Annotated in this window: 20 protein-coding genes; 13 read left to right on the top strand and 7 right to left on the bottom strand. The window is 74.3% G+C overall.

The window, feature by feature from the left end; translation table 11 throughout:
* Positions 1 to 57: 57 nt before the first annotated feature.
* The 6 genes from truB to dapB all read left to right on the top strand — a co-directional run bounded on the left by truB (position 58) and on the right by dapB (position 7528).
* The gene (truB, locus tag GA0070623_RS10840; protein WP_067302615.1) at positions 58 to 942 is read left to right on the top strand and encodes a tRNA pseudouridine(55) synthase TruB; all 885 of its coding nucleotides are present in this window, start codon (positions 58 to 60) and stop codon (positions 940 to 942) included.
* A gap of 142 nt (positions 943 to 1084) precedes the next feature.
* Positions 1085 to 2011 carry a bifunctional riboflavin kinase/FAD synthetase gene (locus tag GA0070623_RS10835; RefSeq protein ID WP_067302618.1) on the top strand — a complete coding sequence of 309 codons (927 nt, stop codon included), beginning with the start codon at positions 1085 to 1087 and terminating at the stop codon, positions 2009 to 2011.
* Positions 2012 to 2253: 242 nt separating this feature from the next.
* Positions 2254 to 2523, top strand: a complete 270-nt coding sequence (gene rpsO, locus GA0070623_RS10830) for a 30S ribosomal protein S15 (RefSeq protein WP_067302624.1) — start codon at positions 2254 to 2256, stop codon at positions 2521 to 2523.
* 223 nt (positions 2524 to 2746) lie between these two features.
* Positions 2747 to 5131, top strand: a complete 2385-nt coding sequence (locus GA0070623_RS10825) for a polyribonucleotide nucleotidyltransferase (RefSeq protein ID WP_067302627.1) — start codon at positions 2747 to 2749, stop codon at positions 5129 to 5131.
* A 121-nt stretch (positions 5132 to 5252) separates the two neighbouring features.
* The gene (locus GA0070623_RS10820) at positions 5253 to 6623 is read left to right on the top strand and encodes a M16 family metallopeptidase (protein WP_089004004.1); all 1371 of its coding nucleotides are present in this window, start codon (positions 5253 to 5255) and stop codon (positions 6621 to 6623) included.
* A gap of 137 nt (positions 6624 to 6760) precedes the next feature.
* On the top strand, positions 6761 to 7528 hold the full coding sequence (gene dapB / locus GA0070623_RS10815; protein ID WP_067302633.1) for a 4-hydroxy-tetrahydrodipicolinate reductase: 768 nt from the start codon (positions 6761 to 6763) through the stop codon (positions 7526 to 7528).
* Positions 7529 to 7669: 141 nt separating this feature from the next.
* Here dapB and GA0070623_RS10810 read toward each other — a convergent pair whose 3' ends face one another.
* Together GA0070623_RS10810 and GA0070623_RS10805 are read right to left on the bottom strand one after the other, a co-directional pair.
* Positions 7670 to 8050 (bottom strand): VOC family protein, encoded by a 381-nt coding sequence (locus GA0070623_RS10810; protein ID WP_067302637.1) that lies wholly within the window; start codon positions 8048 to 8050, stop codon positions 7670 to 7672.
* A 72-nt stretch (positions 8051 to 8122) separates the two neighbouring features.
* Positions 8123 to 8704, bottom strand: a complete 582-nt coding sequence (locus GA0070623_RS10805; RefSeq protein WP_067302640.1) for a GNAT family N-acetyltransferase — start codon at positions 8702 to 8704, stop codon at positions 8123 to 8125.
* A gap of 36 nt (positions 8705 to 8740) precedes the next feature.
* Between GA0070623_RS10805 and GA0070623_RS10800 the strand changes: the two genes are divergently transcribed.
* Positions 8741 to 10051 carry a glycosyltransferase 87 family protein gene (locus GA0070623_RS10800; protein WP_067302644.1) on the top strand — a complete coding sequence of 437 codons (1311 nt, stop codon included), beginning with the start codon at positions 8741 to 8743 and terminating at the stop codon, positions 10049 to 10051.
* Here GA0070623_RS10800 and GA0070623_RS10795 read toward each other — a convergent pair.
* Positions 9950 to 10501, bottom strand: a complete 552-nt coding sequence (locus GA0070623_RS10795; protein WP_067302647.1) for a GNAT family N-acetyltransferase — start codon at positions 10499 to 10501, stop codon at positions 9950 to 9952. The genes GA0070623_RS10800 and GA0070623_RS10795 overlap by 102 nt on opposite strands.
* A gap of 78 nt (positions 10502 to 10579) precedes the next feature.
* Here GA0070623_RS10795 and GA0070623_RS10790 point away from each other — a divergent pair, with 78 nt between their 5' ends.
* The 5 genes from GA0070623_RS10790 to GA0070623_RS10770 all read left to right on the top strand — a co-directional run bounded on the left by GA0070623_RS10790 (position 10580) and on the right by GA0070623_RS10770 (position 16006).
* The gene (locus tag GA0070623_RS10790) at positions 10580 to 11809 is read left to right on the top strand and encodes a winged helix-turn-helix domain-containing protein (protein WP_067302649.1); all 1230 of its coding nucleotides are present in this window, start codon (positions 10580 to 10582) and stop codon (positions 11807 to 11809) included.
* A gap of 61 nt (positions 11810 to 11870) precedes the next feature.
* Positions 11871 to 12413 carry a DUF2752 domain-containing protein gene (locus GA0070623_RS10785; RefSeq protein ID WP_084261074.1) on the top strand — a complete coding sequence of 181 codons (543 nt, stop codon included), beginning with the start codon at positions 11871 to 11873 and terminating at the stop codon, positions 12411 to 12413.
* 135 nt (positions 12414 to 12548) lie between these two features.
* Positions 12549 to 13292, top strand: a complete 744-nt coding sequence (thyX, locus tag GA0070623_RS10780; RefSeq protein ID WP_067302752.1) for an FAD-dependent thymidylate synthase — start codon at positions 12549 to 12551, stop codon at positions 13290 to 13292.
* Between the two features lie 46 nt (positions 13293 to 13338).
* On the top strand, positions 13339 to 14265 hold the full coding sequence (gene dapA / locus GA0070623_RS10775; RefSeq protein ID WP_067302657.1) for a 4-hydroxy-tetrahydrodipicolinate synthase: 927 nt from the start codon (positions 13339 to 13341) through the stop codon (positions 14263 to 14265).
* Between the two features lie 52 nt (positions 14266 to 14317).
* Positions 14318 to 16006 (top strand): ribonuclease J, encoded by a 1689-nt coding sequence (locus tag GA0070623_RS10770; protein WP_067302660.1) that lies wholly within the window; start codon positions 14318 to 14320, stop codon positions 16004 to 16006.
* A 78-nt stretch (positions 16007 to 16084) separates the two neighbouring features.
* Here GA0070623_RS10770 and GA0070623_RS10765 read toward each other — a convergent pair whose 3' ends face one another.
* Positions 16085 to 17089, bottom strand: coding sequence for an SMP-30/gluconolactonase/LRE family protein (locus GA0070623_RS10765; protein WP_067302663.1), 1005 nt, complete (start codon positions 17087 to 17089; stop codon positions 16085 to 16087).
* Between the two features lie 310 nt (positions 17090 to 17399).
* Positions 17400 to 18284 (bottom strand): helix-turn-helix domain-containing protein, encoded by an 885-nt coding sequence (locus tag GA0070623_RS10760; protein ID WP_067302666.1) that lies wholly within the window; start codon positions 18282 to 18284, stop codon positions 17400 to 17402.
* Between the two features lie 185 nt (positions 18285 to 18469).
* On the opposite strand from GA0070623_RS10760, the gene GA0070623_RS10755 reads away from it, so the two are divergent.
* Positions 18470 to 19702, top strand: a complete 1233-nt coding sequence (locus GA0070623_RS10755) for a S1 family peptidase (RefSeq protein ID WP_084261071.1) — start codon at positions 18470 to 18472, stop codon at positions 19700 to 19702.
* Between the two features lie 193 nt (positions 19703 to 19895).
* On the opposite strand, the gene GA0070623_RS10750 is transcribed toward GA0070623_RS10755, so the two are convergent.
* Together GA0070623_RS10750 and GA0070623_RS10745 are read right to left on the bottom strand one after the other, a co-directional pair.
* Positions 19896 to 21500, bottom strand: coding sequence for a type III secretion system chaperone family protein (locus GA0070623_RS10750; protein ID WP_067302669.1), 1605 nt, complete (start codon positions 21498 to 21500; stop codon positions 19896 to 19898).
* Complete coding sequence (locus tag GA0070623_RS10745) at positions 21497 to 21973, bottom strand: type III secretion system chaperone family protein (protein ID WP_067302672.1); 477 nt, start codon at positions 21971 to 21973, stop codon at positions 21497 to 21499. Before GA0070623_RS10745 ends, GA0070623_RS10750 begins: the two co-directional genes overlap by 4 nt.
* Positions 21974 to 22025 lie beyond the last annotated feature (52 nt).

The raw sequence follows: 22025 nt of genomic DNA, 5'->3' as shown, positions 1-22025 counted from the left end.
GCGGTCGTCGCCGTGCGGTGACGGGGGCGGCCGGCCCGTCTGGCAGGCTTGGCGGTCGTGAACGGTGACGGTCTGATCGTGGTCGACAAGCCCGGCGGCATGACGTCGCACGACGTGGTGGCGCGGATCCGCCGGTTGGCCCGGACCCGCCGGGTCGGGCACGGCGGCACCCTCGACCCGATGGCCACCGGGGTGCTGGTGATCGGGGTGGGCCGGGCCACCCGCCTGCTGACGTACGTGATCGGGGCCGGCAAGAGCTACACCGCGACGGTCCGGCTCGGCCAGTCCACCGTCACCGACGACGCCGAGGGTGACGTGCTCACCAGCACGCCGGCCGGTGAGCTGACCGACGCCGCGATCCGGGCCGCGTTCGGGCCGCTGACCGGCGAGATCGACCAGGTGCCCAGCGCGGTCAGCGCTATCAAGATCAATGGTGAGCGGGCGTACAAGCGGGTCCGGGACGGGGAGAGCGTCGACCTACCCGCCCGCCGGGTCACCGTGCACCGGCTGGACGTGCTGGCCATCCGTCGGGACGCCCCGGACGTGGTCGACGTCGACATCGACGTCACCTGCTCGTCGGGGACGTACATCCGGGCGCTGGCCCGCGACGCCGGCCGGTCGTTGGGCGTCGGCGGGCACCTCACCGCGCTGCGGCGGACCGCTGTGGGCAGTTTCACCCTCGCCGAGGCGGCCACCCTCGCCGCCCTGGAGGAGCGGGCGCCCGAGGTGGTCAACCTGCCCCTGGACACCGCCGCCGGCCGGTACTTCCCCCGCCGGGACGCCGGGGTCGACGAGGCGCGGGTGCTCTCGCACGGTGGCCCGCTCGACCCGGTGGGCATCGCCGGGCCGTACGCCGTCTTCGGACCGGACGGCGGCCTGATCGCTATCGTCAGCGAGCGGGACGGCCGGGCCCGGGCGGAGATCGTGCTCGCCCCGGCCTGACCGGTCGCCGACCAGCGCCGACGGCGGCGGGTGGGTCGGCGACGGACGGCACGGCGCGACGAGCGGGGACAGCGGCCGGGACGGCCCGGCGGTGGTGGTGGGCACGGTGGGCCGGTCAGCGGCGGAGCAGGGGAGGAGCGGCATGCAGCGGTGGCGGGGGTACGAGGCGACGCCCGGTGGGTGGGGGCGGTCGGTCGTCACCATCGGCGTCTTCGACGGCGTGCACCGGGGGCACCAGGCGACCATCGGGCACGCCGTGGCCCGCGCCCGGGACCTGGGCATCGGCTCGGTGGTGGTGACCTTCGACCCGCACCCCGTCGAGGTGGTCCGCCCCGGCTCGCACCCGGCCGTGCTCACCGAGCCCGCCCGCAAGGCCGAGCTGATCGAGGCGCTCGGGGTCGACGTGCTCTGTGTGGTGCCGTTCACCAAAGAGCTCTCCCGGCTGTCGCCCGAGGCGTTCGTGCACGACATCCTGGTCGAGCACCTGCACGTCGCGCTGGTGGTGGTGGGGGACAACTTCCGGTTCGGGCACCGGGCCGCCGGGAACGTCGAGCTGCTGGAACGGCTCGGCCGCGACTCCGGCTTCGAGGTGGAGCACGCCCCGCTGGTCGCCGCCGCCGGGACGGTCTTCTCCTCGACGTACATCCGGTCCCGGGTCGAGGCGGGTGACGTGGCGGCGGCAGCGGCGGTGCTCAGCCGACCGCACCGGCTCGAAGGGGTGGTGGTCCTCGGCGACCAGCGCGGCCGGGAACTGGGCTTCCCCACCGCCAACCTGCGCTGCCCGCCGCACGCGGCGGTGCCCGCCGACGGGGTCTACGCCGGCTGGCTGGTGCGCGGGGGTACCGAGCGGCTGCCGGCGGCCATCTCGATCGGCACCAACCCGACGTTCGCCGGCCGGGAGCGCCGGGTCGAGGCGCACGTCCTGGACTTCTCCGGCGACCTGTACGGCGAGCACGTCGCCCTGGACTTCGCCGCCCACCTGCGCGGCCAGATCCGCTACGACGCGATCGAGCCGCTCCTCGTCCAGATGGCCGAGGACGTCGAGCGGACCCGCCGGGCCGTCGCCTGACCGGTCGGGCCGTCGGCGGGCCGGCGTCCTCGGCAGCCTGGCCGGGATGCGCCGTCGGGGCCGGCGCGTGGGCCTTGACCGGGCGGTTCCGCGACGGGCTGGTAAGGTGGCGGTGACGTCGGATGACCGACGCGGGGCCTCGCGTGCCTGCACGACGCCGCGGGTGCGAGGTTCGTCCGTCCCCGGTCCACTCGGATCCGTACGACGGACATCAGTTGTCAACCCACCGAAACAGGGAGAACATGGCGCTCGACCAGGAAGCCAAGGCCAAGATCCGCTCGGAGTACGCGACCGCCGAGGGCGACACCGGTTCGCCGGAGGTGCAGGTCGCGGTCCTCACCAAGCGGATCGCGGAGCTGACCGAGCACCTGAAGGTGCACAAGCACGACCACCACAGCCGCCGCGGGCTGCTGCTGCTGGTCGGTCGGCGCCGCCGGCTGCTCAACTACGTCCAGAAGAAGGACATCAACCGCTACCGGTCGCTCATCGAGCGGCTCGGCCTGCGCCGATGACGTGACGGGGGAGCGGCCACCGGGTCGCTCCCCCGTTCCGCGCACCACCAGAAGAAGAGGGCCGCGCGACCACCCGACAGGGAGCCGGTCAGCGTACCGGTCTCCGGTAGTGGCCCCCGGGCAACCCGGCATCATGCCGGCCACCCGGGCGCTTCGATCGAAGACCGGCCGTCTGAGCAGCTCCGGTGTCGTGGGCCCACGACGCGAAGGAGTACCGCCGCACATGACCGAGACCAACCTCGGCACCGAATCCCGTACCGCCGTGATCGACAACGGGTCGTTCGGCACCCGTGAGATCACCTTCTCCACCGGCCGGCTGGCCCGGCAGGCCGCCGGCTCCGTCGTCGCCCAGCTCGGCGAGACGGTCGTCCTCTCCGCCACCACCGCCGGTAAGCACCCGAAGGAGCAGTTCGACTTCTTCCCGCTGACCGTCGACGTCGAGGAGCGGATGTACGCCGCGGGCCGGATCCCCGGTTCGTTCTTCCGCCGCGAGGGCCGGCCCAGCGAGGACGCGATCCTCACCTGCCGGCTGATCGACCGGCCGCTGCGCCCGTCGTTCGTCAAGGGCCTGCGCAACGAGGTCCAGGTCGTCGAGACCGTCCTCGCGCTCGACCCGCAGCACCCGTACGACGTGGTCGCGATCAACGCGGCCTCGATGTCGACGAAGCTGTCCGGCCTGCCGTTCTCCGGCCCGATCGGGGCGACCCGGGTGGCCCACGTCGACGGCCAGTGGGTGGCCTTCCCGACCCTGGAGGAGCTGGCCCGCGCCACCTTCGACATGGTGGTCGCCGGCCGTGCGCTCGACGACGGCGACGTCGCGATCATGATGGTCGAGGCCGAGGCGACGCCGAACGCCGTGGCCCTGATCGCGGGCGGCGCGACCGCCCCGACCGAGGAGATCGTCGCCAGTGGCCTGGAGGCCGCCAAGCCGGCGATCCGCGAGCTGTGCCGGGCGCAGAGCGAGCTGGCCGAGGTGGCCGCCAAGCCGGTCACCGAGTTCCCGGTCTTCCTGGATTACCAGGACGACGCCTACCAGGCGGTGGCCGAGCTGGTCCGCGCCGAGGTGGCCGAGGCCCTCCAGATCGCCGGCAAGGCCGACCGCGAGGAGGCCCTGGACCGGATCAAGGCCAAGGTCGCCGAGGAGCTGGGCGGCCGGTTCGAGGGCCGGGAGAAGGAGCTGTCCGCGGCCTTCCGGTCGCTGACCAAGTCCGAGGTCCGCAACCGGGTGCTGCGCGAGCAGGTCCGCATCGACGGCCGGGGCCCGCGGGACATCCGGGCGCTGACCGCCGAGGTCGGCGTGCTGCCCCGGGTGCACGGTTCCGCGCTGTTCGAGCGGGGCGAGACCCAGATCCTCGGCGTCACCACGCTGAACATGCTGCGCATGGAGCAGATGGTGGACACCCTCTCGCCGGAGAACCGCAAGCGCTACATGCACAACTACAACTTCCCGCCGTACTCGACCGGGGAGACCGGCCGGGTCGGTTCGCCGAAGCGGCGGGAGATCGGCCACGGCGCGCTGGCCGAGCGGGCGTTGCTGCCGGTGCTGCCGACGCGCGAGGAGTTCCCGTACGCGATCCGGCAGGTCTCCGAGGCGCTCGGCTCCAACGGCTCGACCTCTATGGGGTCGGTCTGCGCCTCGACGCTGGCGCTGCTGTCGGCCGGTGTGCCGCTCAAGGCGCCGGTGGCCGGCATCGCGATGGGCCTCATCTCCGACGAGGTGGACGGCAAGACCCAGTACGTGACGCTGACCGACATCCTCGGCGCCGAGGACGCGTTCGGTGACATGGACTTCAAGGTCGCCGGCACGCCGGAGTTCGTCACCGCGCTCCAGCTCGACACCAAGCTCAACGGCATCCCGTCGGACGTGCTCGCCGCCGCGCTCCAGCAGGCGAACGAGGCCCGGCAGACCATCCTCGGCGTGATGCAGGCGGCGATCGAGTCGCCGGCCGAGATGTCGGACTACGCGCCACGGGTCACCACCGTCAAGATCCCGGTGGACAAGATCGGCATGGTGATCGGCCCGAAGGGGCAGACCATCAACGCCATCCAGGACGAGACCGGCGCCGAGATCTCCATCGAGGACGACGGCACGATCTACGTCGGCGCGACCAACGGCCCGTCGGCGCAGGCCGCCGTGGACCGGATCAACGGGATCGCCAACCCGACCCTGCCCAAGGCCGGCGAGCGGTTCCTCGGCACGGTGGTCAAGACCGCCGCGTTCGGGGCGTTCATCTCGCTGCTGCCCGGCCGGGACGGCCTGCTGCACATCTCCAAGGTGGGCGACGGCAAGCGGGTCGAGCGGGTCGAGGACTTCCTCAACGTCGGTGACAAGGTCGAGGTGGAGATCGCGGACATCGACGCCCGCGGCAAGATCTACCTGGACAAGGTCCGTCCGGAGGGCGCCGAGGCGCCGGCCGCCGGTGAGGCCGGTGAGGCCGCCGGTGGCGACCGCCCGGCCGGCCGCGGTGGTGACCGGGGTCCGCGGGACCGCGGTGACCGGGGCGGCGACCGGGGTGGTCGTGCCCCGGAGCGCGGCGAGCGCGGCCCGGGTGGCGGCGAGGGTGGCGACGGCGGCGAGCGTCCGCGTCGGCGTACCCGGCACAGCTGAGCAGTGACCGGCCGGGTGACGACGACGTCGTCACCCGGCCGGTGCGTCTCCCTCCCACCCCTCGTCGCACGGAGAGCAGGTCCGCGTGAGCCGTTCGCCGTTCCCCCCGGCTCGACGGCCGGTGACCCCGCCCGGTGTCGTCCGGCACGCCACCGCCGGGCCGGCCGGTCGCGCCGGCACGGCGTCCCGGGCGGTCACCCGCACGATCAGTGACGACCCGTTGGGCGGCACCGTGCGGCGGACCGTCCTGCCGAGCGGCCTGCGGGTGCTCACCGAGGCGATCCCGACGGTGCGCAGTGTCTCGTTCGGTATCTGGGTAGCCGTCGGTTCGCGCGACGAGACCGGCCCGCAGGCGGGGGCCGCGCACTTCCTGGAGCACCTGCTCTTCAAGGGCACCCACAAGCGCACCGCGTTGGAGATCTCCTCGGAGATCGAGGCGGTGGGCGGTGAGACCAACGCCTTCACCACCAAGGAATACACCTGCTACTACGCCCGCGTGCTGGACGCGGACCTGCCGCTGGCGATCGACGTGATGTGCGACGCGGTCGCCGACTCGCTGCTGGAGCCGGCCGACGTGGAGACCGAGCGCGGGGTCATCCTCGAAGAGATCGCCATGCACGACGACGAGCCCGGCGACGAGGTGCACGACCTGTTCGCCCGGGCCGTCTACGGTGGCCACCCCCTCGGCCGGTTGATCTCCGGCACCGAGGAGACGGTCACCCCGATGACCCGCCGGCAGATCCAGGGCTTCTACCGCCGCCGCTACACCGCGCCGCAGATCGTCGTCGCCGCCGCCGGCAACCTCGACCACGCCGCCGTGGTCCGGCTGGTCCGCCGGGCGCTGCACGGCACTCCGCTGGACACCGCCCCGGCCGAGCCGGGCACGCCCCGGCCGAACACCCCGGCGGTACGCACGAAGCCGGCCACCGTCCTGGTCGAGCCGAAGGAGACCGAGCAGGCGCACGTCATCCTCGGCTGCCCCGGCATCGACCGGGTCGACGACCGGCGGTTCGCCCTCGGGGTGCTCAACAACGTCCTCGGCGGCGGGATGTCCAGCCGGCTGTTCCAGGAGATCCGCGAACGCCGTGGCCTGGCCTACTCGGTCTACTCCTATGCCAGCCAGTACGCCGACAGCGGGCTGTTCGCCGTCTACGCCGGCTGCGCGCCGGGCAAGGTCGACGAGGTGCTCCAGCTCACCCGCGCCGAGCTGGCCCGGGTGGCCGCCGACGGGCTCACCGAGGCGGAGGTGGCCCGGGGCAAGGGGATGAGCAAGGGCTCGTTCGTGCTGGGCCTGGAGGACACCGGCTCCCGGATGAGCCGGCTGGCCAAGGGCGAGTTGCTCTACGGCGACCTGACGCCGGTGGACGAGCTGCTGGCCCGGGTCGACGCGGTGACCGTGGCCGACGTGAACACCCTGGCCGCCGAGCTGCTGAGCCGGCCGATGTCGCTGGCGGTGGTCGGGCCGTTCGGGGAGCGCGACTTCGTCGGCTGAGCCGCTGCCGCCCCGGGCGGCGGTGCGGTGACCCGGCGCGGGCGGTGGTCCGCCCGGCGGGGGCGTGGTGCGTGGCGGGTGTGGGACGGTGGTGGTCCGGCGGTGGGCCGCGTCCCGATTGGGATAGGTTGTGCCCCGTGACTGAGGAGCAGACGAAAGGCCGGGACGGGTCGATCCGGGTCGGTGTGCTCGGTGCCCGGGGCCGGATGGGCGCCGAGGTGTGCCGGGCCGTCGACGGTGCCGGTGACCTGGACCTGGTGGTGGCGGTCGACCAGGGCGACGACCTGTCCGCCCTCGCCGCCGCCGAGGTGGTCGTCGACTTCACCACCCCGGACGCCGTGATGGACAATCTGCGCTGGTGCGTCGAGCACGGCGTGCACACCGTGGTCGGCACCACCGGCTTCACCGGGCAGCGGCTCGACCAGGTGCGCGGCTGGCTGGCCGACCGGCCCGACGTCGGGGTGGTGATCGCACCGAACTTCGGCATCGGCGCGGTGCTGATGATGCAGTTCGCGGCCCGCGCGGCACGGCACTTCGAGTCCGTGGAGATCATCGAGCAGCACCACCCGCGCAAGCTCGACGCGCCGAGCGGCACCGCCACCCACACGGCCCGGCTGGTCGCCCAGGCCCGCGCCGAGGCCGGTCTCGGTCCGACCCCCGACGCCACCAGGGACGAGGTGCCCGGCGCGCGGGGGGCCGACGTCGACGGGGTGCGCGTGCACGCGGTCCGCTCCACCGGTCTGCTCGCCCACCAGGAGGTGCTGTTCGGCACCCTGGGCGAGACGTTGACCATCCGGCACGACTCGTACGACCGGGTGTCGTTCATGCCGGGGGTGCTGCTGGCGGTGCGGTCGGTCCGGCAACGACCGGGCCTGACCATCGGCCTGGACGCCTTGCTCGACTAGGCCGCCGCGCCGCGCCGTAACGCCCCCCGCCCCGCTGTCCGGTCGCCCCGCCCCGCCCCGCCCCGCCGTGCCGTACCCCGCCCCGCCGGGCGGCAGAGCGGGCCGTGGTCGCCGAGCTGCGCCGCTGACCCGTCCACGGCGTCACTCCTGCTCGATCACCGACAGGATGTTGCCGGCCGGGTCGGTGAACCAGGCGATCGTCGGCCCGTTGTCGCGCATGATCCCCCGGTCGTCCTGCGGGAACCCCGGGTACCGCGCGAACCGCACCCCCCGGGCGGTCAGCTCGTCGACCGCCCGGTCGACGTCGGGCACCGGGAAGTTGAGCACGGTGAACGTCGCCGGCACGTGGTCGGCCTTCGGGTAGACCACCACGTCCCGGTCCCCGGCCAGGTGCAGCTTCAGCAGTCCGCCGGGGCCGCCGAGCTGCGACACCCGCAGGCCGAGGGTGTCGGCGTAGAACTCCCGCGCCCGGTCGGTGTCGGCGGCCGAGAACCCGCTGAACGCCTTCGTCTCCCGGAACATGGTCGTCTCCTCACCGTCGGTGGCACCCTGTCGCCTCCGGTCTACCAGGGCGGGCCGACAGAACCGGCCGGGTCAGGGCGTGTCGGTCGGCTCGGCGGGGACCGCCACGTGCAGCCGTACCTGGCCGACGAGCATGTCGTCGACGTCCAGCGCGCGGGCCGCGCCGTCCGGCTCCCAGCCGGTGCTGGTGAGGAACTTGCGGGTCGCCTCGTCCCCGTCGAACGCCCAGGCCACCGCGTGGGTGAACCCGTCGGCCCGCCAGCCGTCCACGGCGGCGGCGAGCAGCCGGCTGCCGTGCCCGCGCCGACCCCAGCGCGGTTCGACCAGCAGGTCGGTCACCGCCGCCACGCCGGCCCCTAGCGCGGCCGGCGGCTCGCCCGGGGCGAGCGCCTCGGCGTCCGCCGGCCCGGAAGCCGCGAAACCCACCAGATAGGATTGCTCGGCCTGTTCCACGGCGACGAGCACCCGGTGCGTGGCCGAGGGCGGCTCCTGCACCGCCGCGCTCCACCGCCGGGCGAGCCACGCCTCGTCCAGGTTGTCGAGCACGTGCCGGGGCAGCAGTCGACGGTACGCGACCCGCCAGGTCGCGAGCTGCACACGGGCGATCTCGGCGGCGTCCTCCGGACGCGCCGGGCGGACGAACCCCAGAGCCATGGCACGAAAGCCTAGGCCACAGCGAGGGAGGCGACGGTGGCGCAGGGTGCCAGGCGGACGACCGGGCAGGTCGTCGCGGTGGTGGCGCTCGCCGTCGCGGTGACCGCCTTCCTCTCCGTGGCGGCCGTCCGGCACGGTTTCTTCGACCTCAAGGTCTACTACGGGGCGTTGCACTTCTGGGTCCACGACCACGGCGAGATCTACGACTACCTCAAGCCCGGCACCCAGTACGGCTTCACCTACCCACCCTTCGCGGCCCTGGTGATGCTCCCGATGGCCTACCTGCCGTGGCCGGTGGCGATCTCGGTCAGCGTGGCGGCCACGGTGGTGGTCAGCGCGGTGCTGGTCTGGTGGCTGCTCGACCCGGTCGCCCGGCGGGCCGGCTGGACCCGCTGGTTCACCCTGGCGGTGGCGCTCTGCCTGGCCGCCGCGTTCGAGCCGATGCGCGAGACGGTCAACTTCGGCCAGGTCAACATGCTGCTGCTCTTCCTGGTGGCGGTGGACCTGCTGCGGCTGCTGCCGGCCGGCAACCGGTGGGCCGGGGTCGGTGTCGGGCTGGCCACCGCGATCAAGCTGACCCCGGGCGTCTTCATCGTCTATCTGCTGGTCACCCGGCGGTTCCGGGCCGCCGGCACCGCGGTCGCCGCGGCGGCGGCGGCCACCCTGCTCGCCGCCGGTCTCTTCCCCGACGCCGCCCGGGAGTTCTGGACGTCGGCGCTGTGGAACACCGACCGGGTGGGCGAGCTGGCCTTCGTGTCCAACCAGTCGCTGCGCGGGGTGGTGGCCCGGCTGAACCCGGAGCATCCGAGCACCCTGGCCTGGCTGGTCCTGGTGCTGCTCACCCTGGTCGTCTGGGCCTGGCGCTGCCGGGCCGCCGTGGCGGTCGGCGACGAGGCCACCGGGCTGGCGCTGACCGGCGCGGTGATGTGCCTGGTCAGCCCGGTCACCTGGGTGCACCACCTGGTCTGGCTGATCCCGGCGCTGATCCTGCTGGTCGACAACGCCGTCGCCGCCCCCGCCGGCGGTCTGCGGCGGTGGCTGCTGCTCGCCCTGGCGGTGGTCGGCTACGCGCTGCTGTGCAGCCGGATCGTCTGGGCCTGGGAGAAGGACTTCACCGGGGTCGGCGGCTTCCTGGGCAGCAACACCTACGTCTGGATCAGCCTCGCGCTGCTGGTGCTGCTGCCGGTCCGGGCCTGGGCGGCCCCGGTCGGTGGCCGGGGTGACGGGCCGCCGCCTCCGCTCGGGTCAGCCGGGGAGCCGGCCGGTGTAGCGCAGCTCGTCGAGGTGGACCGGGGGTCCGCCGCCGGCCAGCGGCACCGGGTAGCGGGACCGTCGGCCGTCGGCTGACAGGCCGGCCCGCTCGTAGAACCGGCGGGCGCGGGCGTTGTCGGCCAGCACCCAGACCCGGTACTCCCGCCAGCCGCGTGCCGCCAGCCCGTCCCGGGCGGCGGCGAGCAGGGTCCGCGCGGTGCCGTCGCCCCAGTGCGCCGGCTCCACGTAGATCGCCAGCAGTTCGCCGTACGCCGGGTCGAGGTCGCCCCGGTCCTGGTTCCTGCGGTACGGGCCGAAGGTGGTGAACCCGGCCGGCACCCCGTCGATCTCGGCGAGCAGGGTGGTGAACGGGTGCTCCGGGTCGGCGGTGCCCACGTCCCGTCGGCGCTGTGCCCAGGCCACCGGGTTGAGCCGGGCCAGCACCTCGGCCGGCATGAAGCCGGCGTAGCCGGCCTGCCAGCCGTGGATGTGCACCCGGGCGATCGCCTCGGCGTCGTCCGGCTCCTCGCGGCGGATGGTGAGCATGTGTCCGTTCTATGCCCCGGCGGGTGTTCGGTCCAGTACCCGGTGTGGTGTCGTACCGCTGGTCTAGGGTCGTCGGCGATGGCCGCACCGGAATCGCTCTCGCTCGCCCAGGCCCGGCGGATGGCGCTCGCCGCCCAGGGTTTCGCCGACCCGCCGCCCACCGGGGCGCCCACCCGCCGGCACCTGCGCCGGGTGCTCGACCGGGTCGGGCTGATCCAGATGGATTCGGTGAACGTGCTGCAACGCGCGCACTACCTGCCGCTCTACAGCCGGCTCGGCCCCTACCCGACGAGCCTGCTCGACACCGCCGCCTACCGCCCGCCCCGGGAGCTGTTCGAGTACTGGGGGCACGAGGCGTCCCTGGTCCCGGTGGGGCTGCACCCGGCGCTGCGGTGGCGGATGGCCAAGGCCCGCGACGACGCCTGGGGCGGGATGCGGCGGATCGCCCAGGAGCAGCCCGAGCTGGTCGCCTGGGTCCGCGACGAGGTGGCCGCGCGGGGGCCGCTGACCGCCGCCGAGATCGAGCACGACGCGCCCCGGGAGACCGGCAACTGGGGGTGGAACTGGTCGGCGGTGAAGCGGGCACTGGAGTTCCTGTTCTGGGCCGGCGAGGTCACCGCCGCCACCCGTACCCCCTCCTTCGCCCGCCGGTACGACCTGCCCGCGCGGGTGCTGCCGGCGGCCGTCCTCGACGCGCCCACGCCGACCGACGCCGAGGCGTACCGCATCCTGGTCGCGGTGGCGGCCCGGTCGCTCGGGGTGGCCGCCGAGCCGGAGCTGCGGGACTACTTCCGGCTCCCGCTGGCCGGTGCCCGGCAGGCCGTCGCCGAGCTGGTCGAGGCCGGCGAGCTGGTGCCGGTGACGGTGCCGGGGTGGCGGCAGCCCGCCTGGCGGCACGTCGATGCCCGGCTGCCCCGCTGGGTACGCGTCAACACCCTGGTCAGCCCGTTCGACCCGCTGGTCTGGGAGCGGGCCCGCACCGAGCGGCTGTTCGGCTTCGGCTACCGGATCGAGATCTACGTGCCGGCCGCGCAGCGGGTGCACGGCTACTACGTGCTGCCGTTCCTGCAGGGCGAGCGGTTCACCGCCCGGGTCGACCTCAAGGCCGACCGGAAGGCCGGGGTGCTGCTGGTGCCGGCGGTCTGGCAGGAGCCCGGCGTCGACCCGGGGGAGACGGCCGTCGCGCTCGCCGCCGAGCTGCGCCGGCTCGCCGGCTGGCTCGGTCTGGACGCGGTCGCCCCACCGGCGGCGGGCGACCTGGCGGCCCCGCTCGCCGCCGCGCTGCATCGCCTCACCGGTGTACCGTGAGGCCGTGACGAGCGTTGACGGGCCGACCGGGCCGGGCCGGTCGGGGCAGGACACCGATCCGATGCCGCCCGGCTCCTGGTCGGCCGGGCCGGACACCGATCCGATGCCGCCCGGGTCGTGGTCGGCCGGGCCGCCGGTGGCGTGGCAGCAGCCCGAGCCGGACCGCCTGACCCGGCTCGTGGTCCGCCTCTACGACCGTTCGCCGCGGTGGGCGGTGCCGCTGGCCGCGCTCGGCTGCGTCGGTGCCGGGATGGCGTACGCACTCATCAGCGGCCCGACCACCAGCGATCCGGACGCTCCGCCGAGCTGCCTGCTCAAGCTCACCACCGGGCTGGACTGTCCGGGCTGCGGGGGCACCCGCGCGCTGTGGTACCTGCTGCACGCCGACCTGCCGGCCGCCGCCCGGCACCACTTCCTCTTCGTCTTCGCGGTGCCCTTCCTGGCCTACCTCTTCGTCGCCTGGGCCGGCCGGCAGGCGTTCGGCTGGCGACTGCCCGAGCTGCGGCTCAGCTCCCCGGTGATCGGCGGTTTCCTCGCCGTCTGGATGGCCTTCTCGGTGGTGCGCAACCTGCCCTGGGCACCGTTCACCGCCCTCTACGTCTGACCCGTCGCCGCCGGGGGAGACGTTGGCCACCCGTCGCCGCCCCGGGGCGGAACTGTCCATGATCTCGCTGGTCAGCGCGGTGGCCCGAGTTTCCCCGCAGCCCGTCGGGCCACTACAGTCGCAGGAATGCCGGAGATGGTGCAGCCCCAGGTGCAGCTGATCGCGTGGACCCAGTTCCAGGCCCCTGACGACGTGCCGTGGTCGACCGACGCCGAGGGCGGCCAGGCGCTCGCCGAGTTCGCCGGCCGGGCCTGCTACCAGAGCTGGAAGAAGCCGAACCCGGCGACCGCCACCAACGCCGGCTACCTGGCGCACATCCTGGAGGTCGGGCACCTGTCGGTGCTGGAGCACGGCAGCGTGACGTTCTACTTCACCGGGGTGTCCCGCTCGTTCACCCACGAGCTGATCCGGCACCGGCACTTCTCCTACTCCCAGCTCTCCCAGCGCTACGTGCCGGAGCGGGACGCGGCGATGGTCGAGCCGGCGGTGATCGCCGACGACCCGGAGCTGCACAAGCGGTTCGTCGAGGCCGCCGAGGCGAGCGTCCGGGCGTACACCGAGCTGCTGGAGGGGTTGGAGCAGCGGTTCGCCGACGAGCCCAACCCGACGCTGCGCCGCAAGCAGGCCCGGCAGGCGGCGCGGGCGGTGCTGCCCAACGCCACCGAGACCCGGATCGTGGTCACCGGCAACTACCGGGCCTGGCGGCACTTCATCGGGATGCGGGCCACCGAGCACGCCGACGTCGAGATCCGTGAGCTGGCCGTGGAGTGCCTGCGGCAGCTCCAGCGGGTCGCCCCGAACGTGTTCGCCGACTTCGTCGTCGCCACCCTGCCCGACGGCACCGAGGTGGCGACGAGCCCGCACGCACAGCTGTCCTGAGCCCTTCCCCACCGGACGTCCGGTGCTCGTCCGCTAGGTTGTGAGCATGACGCACGACCACCCTGCCGCCCCCGACCGGGCCACCTCCCGCCCCTTCGGGCGTCTGCTCACCGCGTTGGTGACACCGTTCACCGCCGACGGCTCCCTCGACCTCGACGGCGTGGCACGGCTGGCGACGTACCTCGTCGACGAGCAGGGCAACGACGCGCTGGTGGTCAACGGCACCACCGGTGAGTCGCCGACCACCACTGACGCGGAGAAGGAGTCCCTGGTCCGGGCGGTGGTGGAGGCGGTCGGTGACCGGGCGCAGGTGGTGGCCGGGGTGGGCACCAACGACACCCGGCACACCATCGAGCTGGCCGCCACGGCGGAGAAGGCCGGGGCGCACGGCCTGCTGGTGGTGACGCCGTACTACAGCAAGCCCCCGCAGCGCGGCCTGGTGCGGCACTTCACCGCGGTCGCCGACGGCACCGGCCTGCCGGTGATGGTGTACGACATCCCGCACCGGGCCGGGGTGCCGATCGAGACCGAGACGCTGGTGCGGCTCGCCGCGCACGAGCGGATCGTCGCGGTCAAGGACGCCAAGGGCGACCTGACCGCCACCAGCTGGGTGACCAGCCGCACCGACCTCGCCTTCTACAGCGGCGACGACGCGCTCACCCTGCCCACCCTGGCGGTCGGCGGGGTCGGCCTGGTCGGCACCTCGACCCACTTCACCGGCGCGCTCGCCAAGCGGATGATCGAGGCGTACGAGGCGGGGGACACCGGCACCGCGCTGACCCTGCACCGGCGGCTGCTGCCCCTGTTCACCGGGATCTTCCGCAGCCCGGGGACCATCCTGGTGAAGGCGGGCCTGAACACGATGGGCCTGCCCGCCGGGCCGGTGCGTCCGCCCCTGGTGGACGCCACCGACGACGAACTGGCCCTGCTGCGCGCGGACTGCGCGGCGGCAGGCCTGGACCTGCCCGAATGACCGAACGACACGACGGACGCCGGGTTACGGCGTCGCAGAATGAGGTGGACGCGTGACCGAGGCGCAATTCGAGGGTGAACTGCCCCCGCCACTGCCCGAGGGCGGCCTGCGGATCATCCCGCTCGGCGGACTCGGTGCCATCGGTCGGAACATGACCGTCTTCGAGTACGACGGCAAGCTGCTGATCGTCGACTGCGGGGTGCTCTTCCCCGACGTCGAGCAGCCCGGCGTGGACCTGATCCTGCCCGACTTCGGGCCGATCCTGGACCGGCTGGCCGACGTGCAGGCGATCGTGCTGACCCACGGCCACGAGGACCACATCGGCGCGGTGCCGTACCTGCTCGCCCACAAGCCGGACATCCCCCTGGTCGGCTCCCAGTTCACCCTGGCCCTGGTCGAGGCGAAGCTGGCAGAGCGGCGGATCCAGCCCTACACGCTGACCGTGCGGGAGGGGGGCCGGGAGCGGCTCGGTCCGTTCGAGTGCGAGTTCTTCGCGGTCAACCACTCCATCCCGGACGCGCTCGCGGTGGCCGTGCGGACCCCGGCCGGCCTGGTGCTGCACACCGGCGACTTCAAGATGGACCAGCTGCCGCTGGACGGCCGGATCACCGACCTGGCCGGCTTCGCCCGGCTCGGCGCGGAGGGCGTCGACCTGCTGCTGTCGGACTCGACCAACGCCGAGATCCCCGGTTTCGTCACCCCGGAGCGGGAGATCGGGCCGGTGCTCGACTCGATCTTCGCAAAGGCGCGGGGGCGGATCATCGTCGCTTCGTTCGCCTCGCACGTGCACCGGGTGCAGCAGGTCTTCGACTCGGCGCTGGAGCACGGCCGCAAGGTGGCGCTGATCGGCCGGTCGATGGTCCGCAACATGGGCATCGCCCGTGACCTCGGCCTGCTCAACATCCCGGCCGGGCTGGTGATCGGGATCGAGGAGGCCACCACGCTGCCGCCCGACCAGATCGTGCTGATGTCCACCGGGTCGCAGGGTGAGCCGATGAGCGCGCTGGGCCGGATGGCCAGTGGCGACCACCGGCACATCACCATCGCCCCCGGTGACACGGTGGTGTTGGCCTCCTCGCTGGTCCCCGGCAACGAGACCTCGGTCTACCGGGTGATCAACCGGCTGGCCCGGGCCGGCGCGGTGGTGGTGCACAAGGACGTGGCCAAGGTGCACGTCTCCGGGCATGCCCCGGCCGGCGAGCTGCTCTACCTGCTCAACGTCGTCCGGCCGAGCAACCTGATGCCGGTGCACGGCGAGTGGCGGCACCTGCGGGCGCACGCCCGGCTCGGCATCGAGTCCGGCGTCGCCCCGGACCGGGTGGTCATCTGCGAGGACGGCGACGTGGTCGACCTGGTCGAGGGCCGGGCCAGCGTGGTCGGGCACGTGAAGAGCCGGTACGTCTACGTCGACGGCCTGGCTGTGGGCGACGTCAGCGAGTCGCTGCTCACCGAGCGGCGGATCCTCGGCGACGGCGGGTTCATCGCGACCACCGTGGTGGTCGACTCGGTCACCGGCAAGGTGGTCGCCGGCCCGACCCTGTCGGCGAAGGGCTTCTCCGAGGACCCGGCCGCGTTCAACCCGGTGATCCCACTGGTCACCGAGGCGCTGAACCGGGCCGCCGCGGACGGCGTCACCGATCCGCACCAGCTCCAGCAGATCGTCCGGCGCACCGTGGGGCGCTGGGTCAACGACGCGTACCGCCGCCGCCCGATGATCGTCCCGACCGTCGTGGAGGTCTGAGCGGGTCGTCGTACCGACAGCGTTGCGGGCCGGCCGCCGTCGAGACGACGGCGGCCGGCCCGCGCACCTGCGGTGCGCTCAGCGGTGGTGCAGGGGGACCGCGATCAGGTTGGGGTCGGTCGCGGTGGTGTAGGCGGCGCTGGCCACCAGGAGGGTGTGCCCGCGGACGGCCACCGAGGTCGGGTTCTGGAGACCGTCGGCACCGGTCAGCAGAGTCCGGGTCCGCCCGTCCCCGTCGACGACCACCACCGTGTTCGGGCCGTTGAGGGTGGCGACCACCCGGCCGTCGGGGGCGAAGGCGAAGTCGTCCAGGCCGACCAGGCCGGTCGCCCTGGTCTCGACACTGCCGGCCCGGCCCTGCCGCAGCGGGATCCGCAGCAGGGTGCCCTGGTCCAGGTTGGTCACCCAGACCGCACCGTCGCGTACCTTGACGCCGTTGACACCGAGGAACCCCGTGGCGGCGAGCGCGGACGCCGACGACCAGACCCGGGCGGCGCCGCCGGCCAGCGGAACGGTCGAGATGGTACCGAGCACCGAGTCGGTGACGTAGAACGTCCGGCTCGTCGGGTCGAGGGCCAGGCCGTTCGGTAGCCCGGCCGCCGGCAGCGCGGCGATCCGTCGGGGCTGCTGGCCGGGTGGCATCCGGTAGAGGCCGGTGCTGGCGGCGTCGCCGCTGGCGTACAGGAAGTAGAGCGTGCCGTCGCCGGTGCGGACGATGCCGCTGGTCAGGGCGAAGCCGAGCACCGGGGTGGCGACGCCGCCGTCGGCCGGGGCCGGCAGGGTGGCCAGCACCCGGGTGCGCCCCGTCCGGTCGACGGCGGCGACCTGCCGGGCCGCCGCGAACGTGAGGTAGGCCGTGCCGTCGGGGCCCAGCGCGATGTTCTCCGGCAGTTGCCCCTTGGCCAGGTCGAAGTGGGTCACGATCCGGGCCGCCGGGGCCGACCGGGCCGGGGTGACGGGGGCCGACCCGGCCGGGATGACGACGGCGGCCGGGGTGCTCGCCGGTGCCGGAGCCGCCCATGGCATGACCAGGGCGCCGGCCGCCGCGGTGGCGACGGCGAGGGTGAGGATTCTGCTGCGCATGGTTCGTCCTTCTGGTGAGGGGTCCGGGAGCGGACCCGGTTTCGGGCGCGGACGATCCGGCACCCGTTCAGGTGCCCTCGTCCTACGGTGTCGCCGCGGCGTCGACCGGCCGGACCGTCCGGGTCCGGTGGCCGGCCCGCCGGGCCGGCGGGGGCAGCAGCACAGCGCTGCCGCAGGTAGGGCAGCAGCACAGGCTGCCGCAGGTAGGGGAGCGGCGGGTGCCGCCGGTGGATAGCGGTCAGGGGTCAGCCGCCGGTGGGCGGTGGGTGGGTCAGCCGCCGGTGGGTCGGCCAGGGGTGGGCAGGACCCGTCAACCGTGGGCCGGGAGTGGCTGCCGGGTGGCGGCGCGGCCGGTGACCGCGGCGTGCACGAGCAGCGTCATCGCCGCCTGCGACGGGGAACCCGGTGCGGTGGTGGCGACGACGACCGCCTGGTCGTCGGTGGTCCGCAGGGTCTGCTGGGTGACGGTCAGCTCGCCGACCACCGGGTGCCGCATCACGTAGCCGGCAGCGCCGCCGGCCTTGACCCGGTGGTCGGCCCACCCGGCGGCGAACTCGGGGCTGCGGACCGCCAGCTCGCCGACCAGCGCGGCGAGCAACGGGTCCGCCGGGTGCTGCCCGGAGGCCATCCGCAGGGTGGCCACCACCGCCCGTGCCTTGGCCGGCCAGTCGACGTACAGCTCACGGGTGTGCGCGTCGAGGAAGACCAGCCGTGCCATGTTCGGCCGCCGGTCCGGCCGGTCCACCGCCGCCGGGTCCAGGTGGCCGGCGAAGAGGGCGTGCCCGGCGGTGTTCCAGGCCAGCACGTCGAGCCGACGGCCGAGCACCAGCACGGGCACGTCCCCGAGCGCGCCGACGAGCTGGCGTACGGCCGGGTCGACCCGCTCCGGCGGCGACCGGCGGACGGCCGGGCGTCGGTGCCCGGCGGCCAGTCCGGTCAGGTGGCGGCGTTCCGTGGCGTCGAGGCGCAGCGCCCGGCTGAGCGCGTCCAGTACCTCGGGTGAGGCGTTGGTGGCCTGGCCCTGCTCCAGCCGGGCGTAGTACGAGGCGCTCACCCCGGCCAGCAGGGCCAGCTCCTCCCGGCGCAGCCCGGGAACCCGCCGCCGCCCGCCGTAGGTGGCCACCCCGGCCTCCTCCGGGCTGAGCCGGGAGCGGCGCGAGCGGAGGAACTCGCCGAGCTGTCCTGATGCCTGCATGACTCCCAGTATCGGCACCGGCCACCCGGCCAACCACACCCTGTCAGGGGTAGCCAGGGCGGCCGGTTGTGTGACGGCGCGGACACCTTCCGTCGATATCTGCGGATCTCCTCAACCGGGCGGTGTCCGTTTCCGTACCTCCGACCGGCGGGCGTACCCCGCGTCGGCCGGGAGGAGCATGACGGATGGACCGCAGACGGATGACAGCGATCGGCGTCGTGCTGGCGGCAGCGGGCCTGACGGCGGCGGTGACCCTGCCGTCGTTCGCCGGTGACCAGGGCGCGCCGGAGGCCGGTGGAGCCGACGCGCGGGCCACCGGCGGGGTGGCCCCCGAGGTGGTGGACGCCCTCAGCCGCGACCTGCGGATCAGCCGGGACCAGGCGGTCCGGCGGCTGACCGCCGAGCAGCAGGCCGCCGGGCGGCTGGCCCGGCTGCGGGCCACCCTCGGCGACACCTACGGCGGGGCCTGGATCAGCGGCGACGGGTCGACCCTCAACGTGGCGGTCGCCGACCCCGCCCAAGCCGACCGGGTGCGGGCCGCCGGTGCGGTGCCCAAGCAGGTCGACCGCCCGGTCGGCGAGCTGGACGCGGCCAAGAGCCGGCTCGACGCGGTGGGCCGGCAGGCGTCGCCCGCCATCACCGGCTGGTACGTCGACGTCGCCACCAACACGGTGGTGGTGCTCGCCCAGCCGGGTGCCGAGGCGCGGGCCCGCCGGTGGGCGGCGGGCAGCGGGGCACCGGCCGACGCGGTGCGGATCACCACCTCCCGGGAGCAGCCGCGCCCCCTGTTCGACCTGGTCGGCGGCGAGCCGTTCTTCATCAACGACGTGGGTCGCTGCTCGATCGGCTTCTCGGTGGTGGGCGGCTTCGTCACCGCCGGGCACTGCGGCCGGGTCGGCGACCGGACCACCGGCTTCAACCAGGCCCGGCAGGGCGTCTTCGCGGCGTCGTCGTTCCCCGGCGACGACTGGGCGTTCGTCCGCACCAACGGCCAGTGGACCCCGCAGGGGGTGGTGAGCGACTTCAACGGCGGCGTGGTGCCGGTCAACGGCTCCACCGAGGTGCCGGCCGGCGCGTCGATCTGCCGCTCCGGTTCGACCACGGGTGCCCGCTGCGGTGTCGTCCAGGCCCGCAACGCCACCGTGAACTATCCGGAGGGGACCGTCACCGGGCTGACCCGCACCGACGTCTGCGCCGAGCCGGGGGACTCCGGCGGCTCGTGGATCTCCGGCGACCAGGCGCAGGGCGTCACCTCCGGCGGCTCCGGTGACTGCACCGTCGGCGGGGTCACCTTCTTCCAGCCGGTCAACGAGATCCTCCAGCGCAACAACCTGACCCTGGTGACCGCCGACGGCCGGCAGGACGCGCAGGCGAACACCCGGCTGCGGGCGCGGACCGCCCCCGGATCGGTGCGCTGAGCGCTCAACCCGCGCCCCGGCCGCCGTCGACCGGCCGCGCCGGTGAACCGGTACCGCGGCCCCCGACCCCCACCGCCCGGGGGTCGGGGGCCGCTCCGTGTCCGGCCCCGCCGCCCGGGCCAGGGCGGCACGGTCGGGTCAGGGTGGGACGGTCGGGTCAGGCAGGGCGGGCGGGCGGGTCAGGGCAGGCGGGTCAGGGCAGGGCGGCGACGGCCCTGGCGTACGCGACGCCGGTGCTCACCGCCGCGTCGACCAGGATGCCGAGCTGCGTCGGGGCCACCCCGTACGCCAGGTCGGTGCTGACGTCGCCGGCCAGCACCAGCTCACCGCCGGGCAGTTCGTGCACGTACGCCTTGGGCAGCAGCCGGTCGTGGTTCCAGGCGTTGCAGAACTCGTACGCCTCGGCGAGCCGTCCCGCCGCCAGCCGCCGGGCCGCCACCACCCGGGCGTGCAGGACCTCCCCCTGCCGGCCCAACTGGGAGAACTGGATCACCGCATCGTCCCAGCGGCCGACCACCACGCCACCGGCGTCCACCGCGTACACGTCACCCCGGGCGTCCAGCACGGCGGTGAGCTGCGCCAGGCTCAGCGGGGCCGGTTCGTCGGCCGCGGGCGGGACCGGTTCGTCGTCCGGCTCGGCGACGCTCTCCCACGCCGGCACCGGCACCGGGTCACCGGTCGGCCGCTCGGCCAGCCAGGCGGCGATCCGGCCGGCGTGGTGACCGGTGCCGTTGCGGGCGTCGAAGCTGCCCGCCAGCCGGGTCGCCACGGCCAGCAGGTCGGTGCCGAGGGTCGCCACGTCCAGGTCGGCGGCCGGCCGGTCGGCGTGGCCGGGGCGGTGCACCCGTCGACCGTCGCGTCCGGACTCGACGGCGAGCGCGCAGACCAGCGCCCCGGCGGCGGCGAACTCCAGCGCCGACAGGTCGTCGTACGGGTGGTCCAGCCGGGGCAACTGCTCGGCGAGGATGTCCAGGCCCCGCTCCGGGTGCCCGGCCAGCGCACAGAACCGCAGCTGCGCGGCCAGGTACGGCATCGCCCGCCGTTCCCCCCGGTGCCGCCGGTACGCCCGCAGGTGCGCCGACGCGGCCCGCGCGGTCGCCCCGGTGCGCAACCAGGGCAGCAGACCCACCGCGAGGGCGCCCTCCGGCTGGTCGGAGCACTCGACCACGGCATCGAGCACCGGCCGCAGCGCGTCCAGCGCCGCCCGGTCGTCCCCCCAGCCGGCCAGCAGCTCCGCCCGACGGACCGGCAGACAGCCGGGGCAGCCGGCGGCCGGGTCCGGGTCGGTGGCCGTCCACCGGTCGTACCACCGGCGGGCGGTCGGCTCGTCACCCCGGTGGTCGGCCAGCCGGCAGCGGAGTTGGGCGACCACGGCGGCGTCCTCGCCGATCCGTCGGGCCAGCGCGTCGAGCAGCGCGTGGGCCTGGGCCAGCCCGATGCGGGGGGTGCCGATGGCGGCCTCCACCGCCTGCCGCAGGTGCCGCCGCAGCAGCTCCGCGTCGCCGGGGCGGGCGTCGAGCAGGCCGGGGGACCGGTCGACGGTGGCCAGCAGCCGGCGTACCGGCTCGACGATCCGCCACCGGCCCCCACCCCGCAGGTACGCCTCGACCAGCGCGAAACGGGCGTCCAGGCCGGAGTGCGGGTCGCCGAGCGCGTCGGCGCGGGCGGCGATCCGGTCGAGTTCGGCCAGTCGGGTCTCCCCGTCGGGCAGCTCCGCGGCGTCGGTGAGCGCGGACGCCAGGCCGGGGTCGCGGTGGACGGCCGGCCGGTCCGTCGGGGGGTGGAACTCGGCGGTCATCCGGGTGTCCCGCCGGGCAACAGGCCGACGGCGGCGGCGAGCTGGCAACCGGTGGTGATGCCCCGGTCGAGCAGCTGGTCGAGCTGGTGCGGGGTGACCCCGCGTTCCAGGTCGGTGATCACCTCACCGCAGACCTGGGCGCGTCCGTCGTCGTCGACGTGCACGAACGCCTTGGGCCAGAGCCGGTCGCGGTTCCACGCGTTGCAGAAGGCGTAGAGCGCCGGCACGTGCTCGATACCGAAGGTCGGCGCCGCCAGCGTGCGGACCTGGAGCAGTTCGCCGAGGGCGCCCTGGCGCAGGAACCAGATCAGGCTGTCGTCCCAGCGGCCGAGGAGGTCGCCGTCCTCGTCGGTGACGACGACGTACCCCCGGTTGCGCAGCACGGCGGCGACCAGCTCGGCGGTCAGCGGACGCAGGGCCTGCGGGTCACCCGCCAGGGGGTCCGGACGGTCCGCGAAGGCAGGCGACGCCATCGGGCATCCCTTCTGAGGCGAATAACACGTCTGCGGGCGTGGTCCGTGTTGC

It is taken from the genome of Micromonospora rifamycinica, assembly GCF_900090265.1.
Classification (GTDB): domain Bacteria; phylum Actinomycetota; class Actinomycetes; order Mycobacteriales; family Micromonosporaceae; genus Micromonospora; species Micromonospora rifamycinica.
This window is presented reverse-complemented; position numbering and strand designations above follow the sequence as displayed.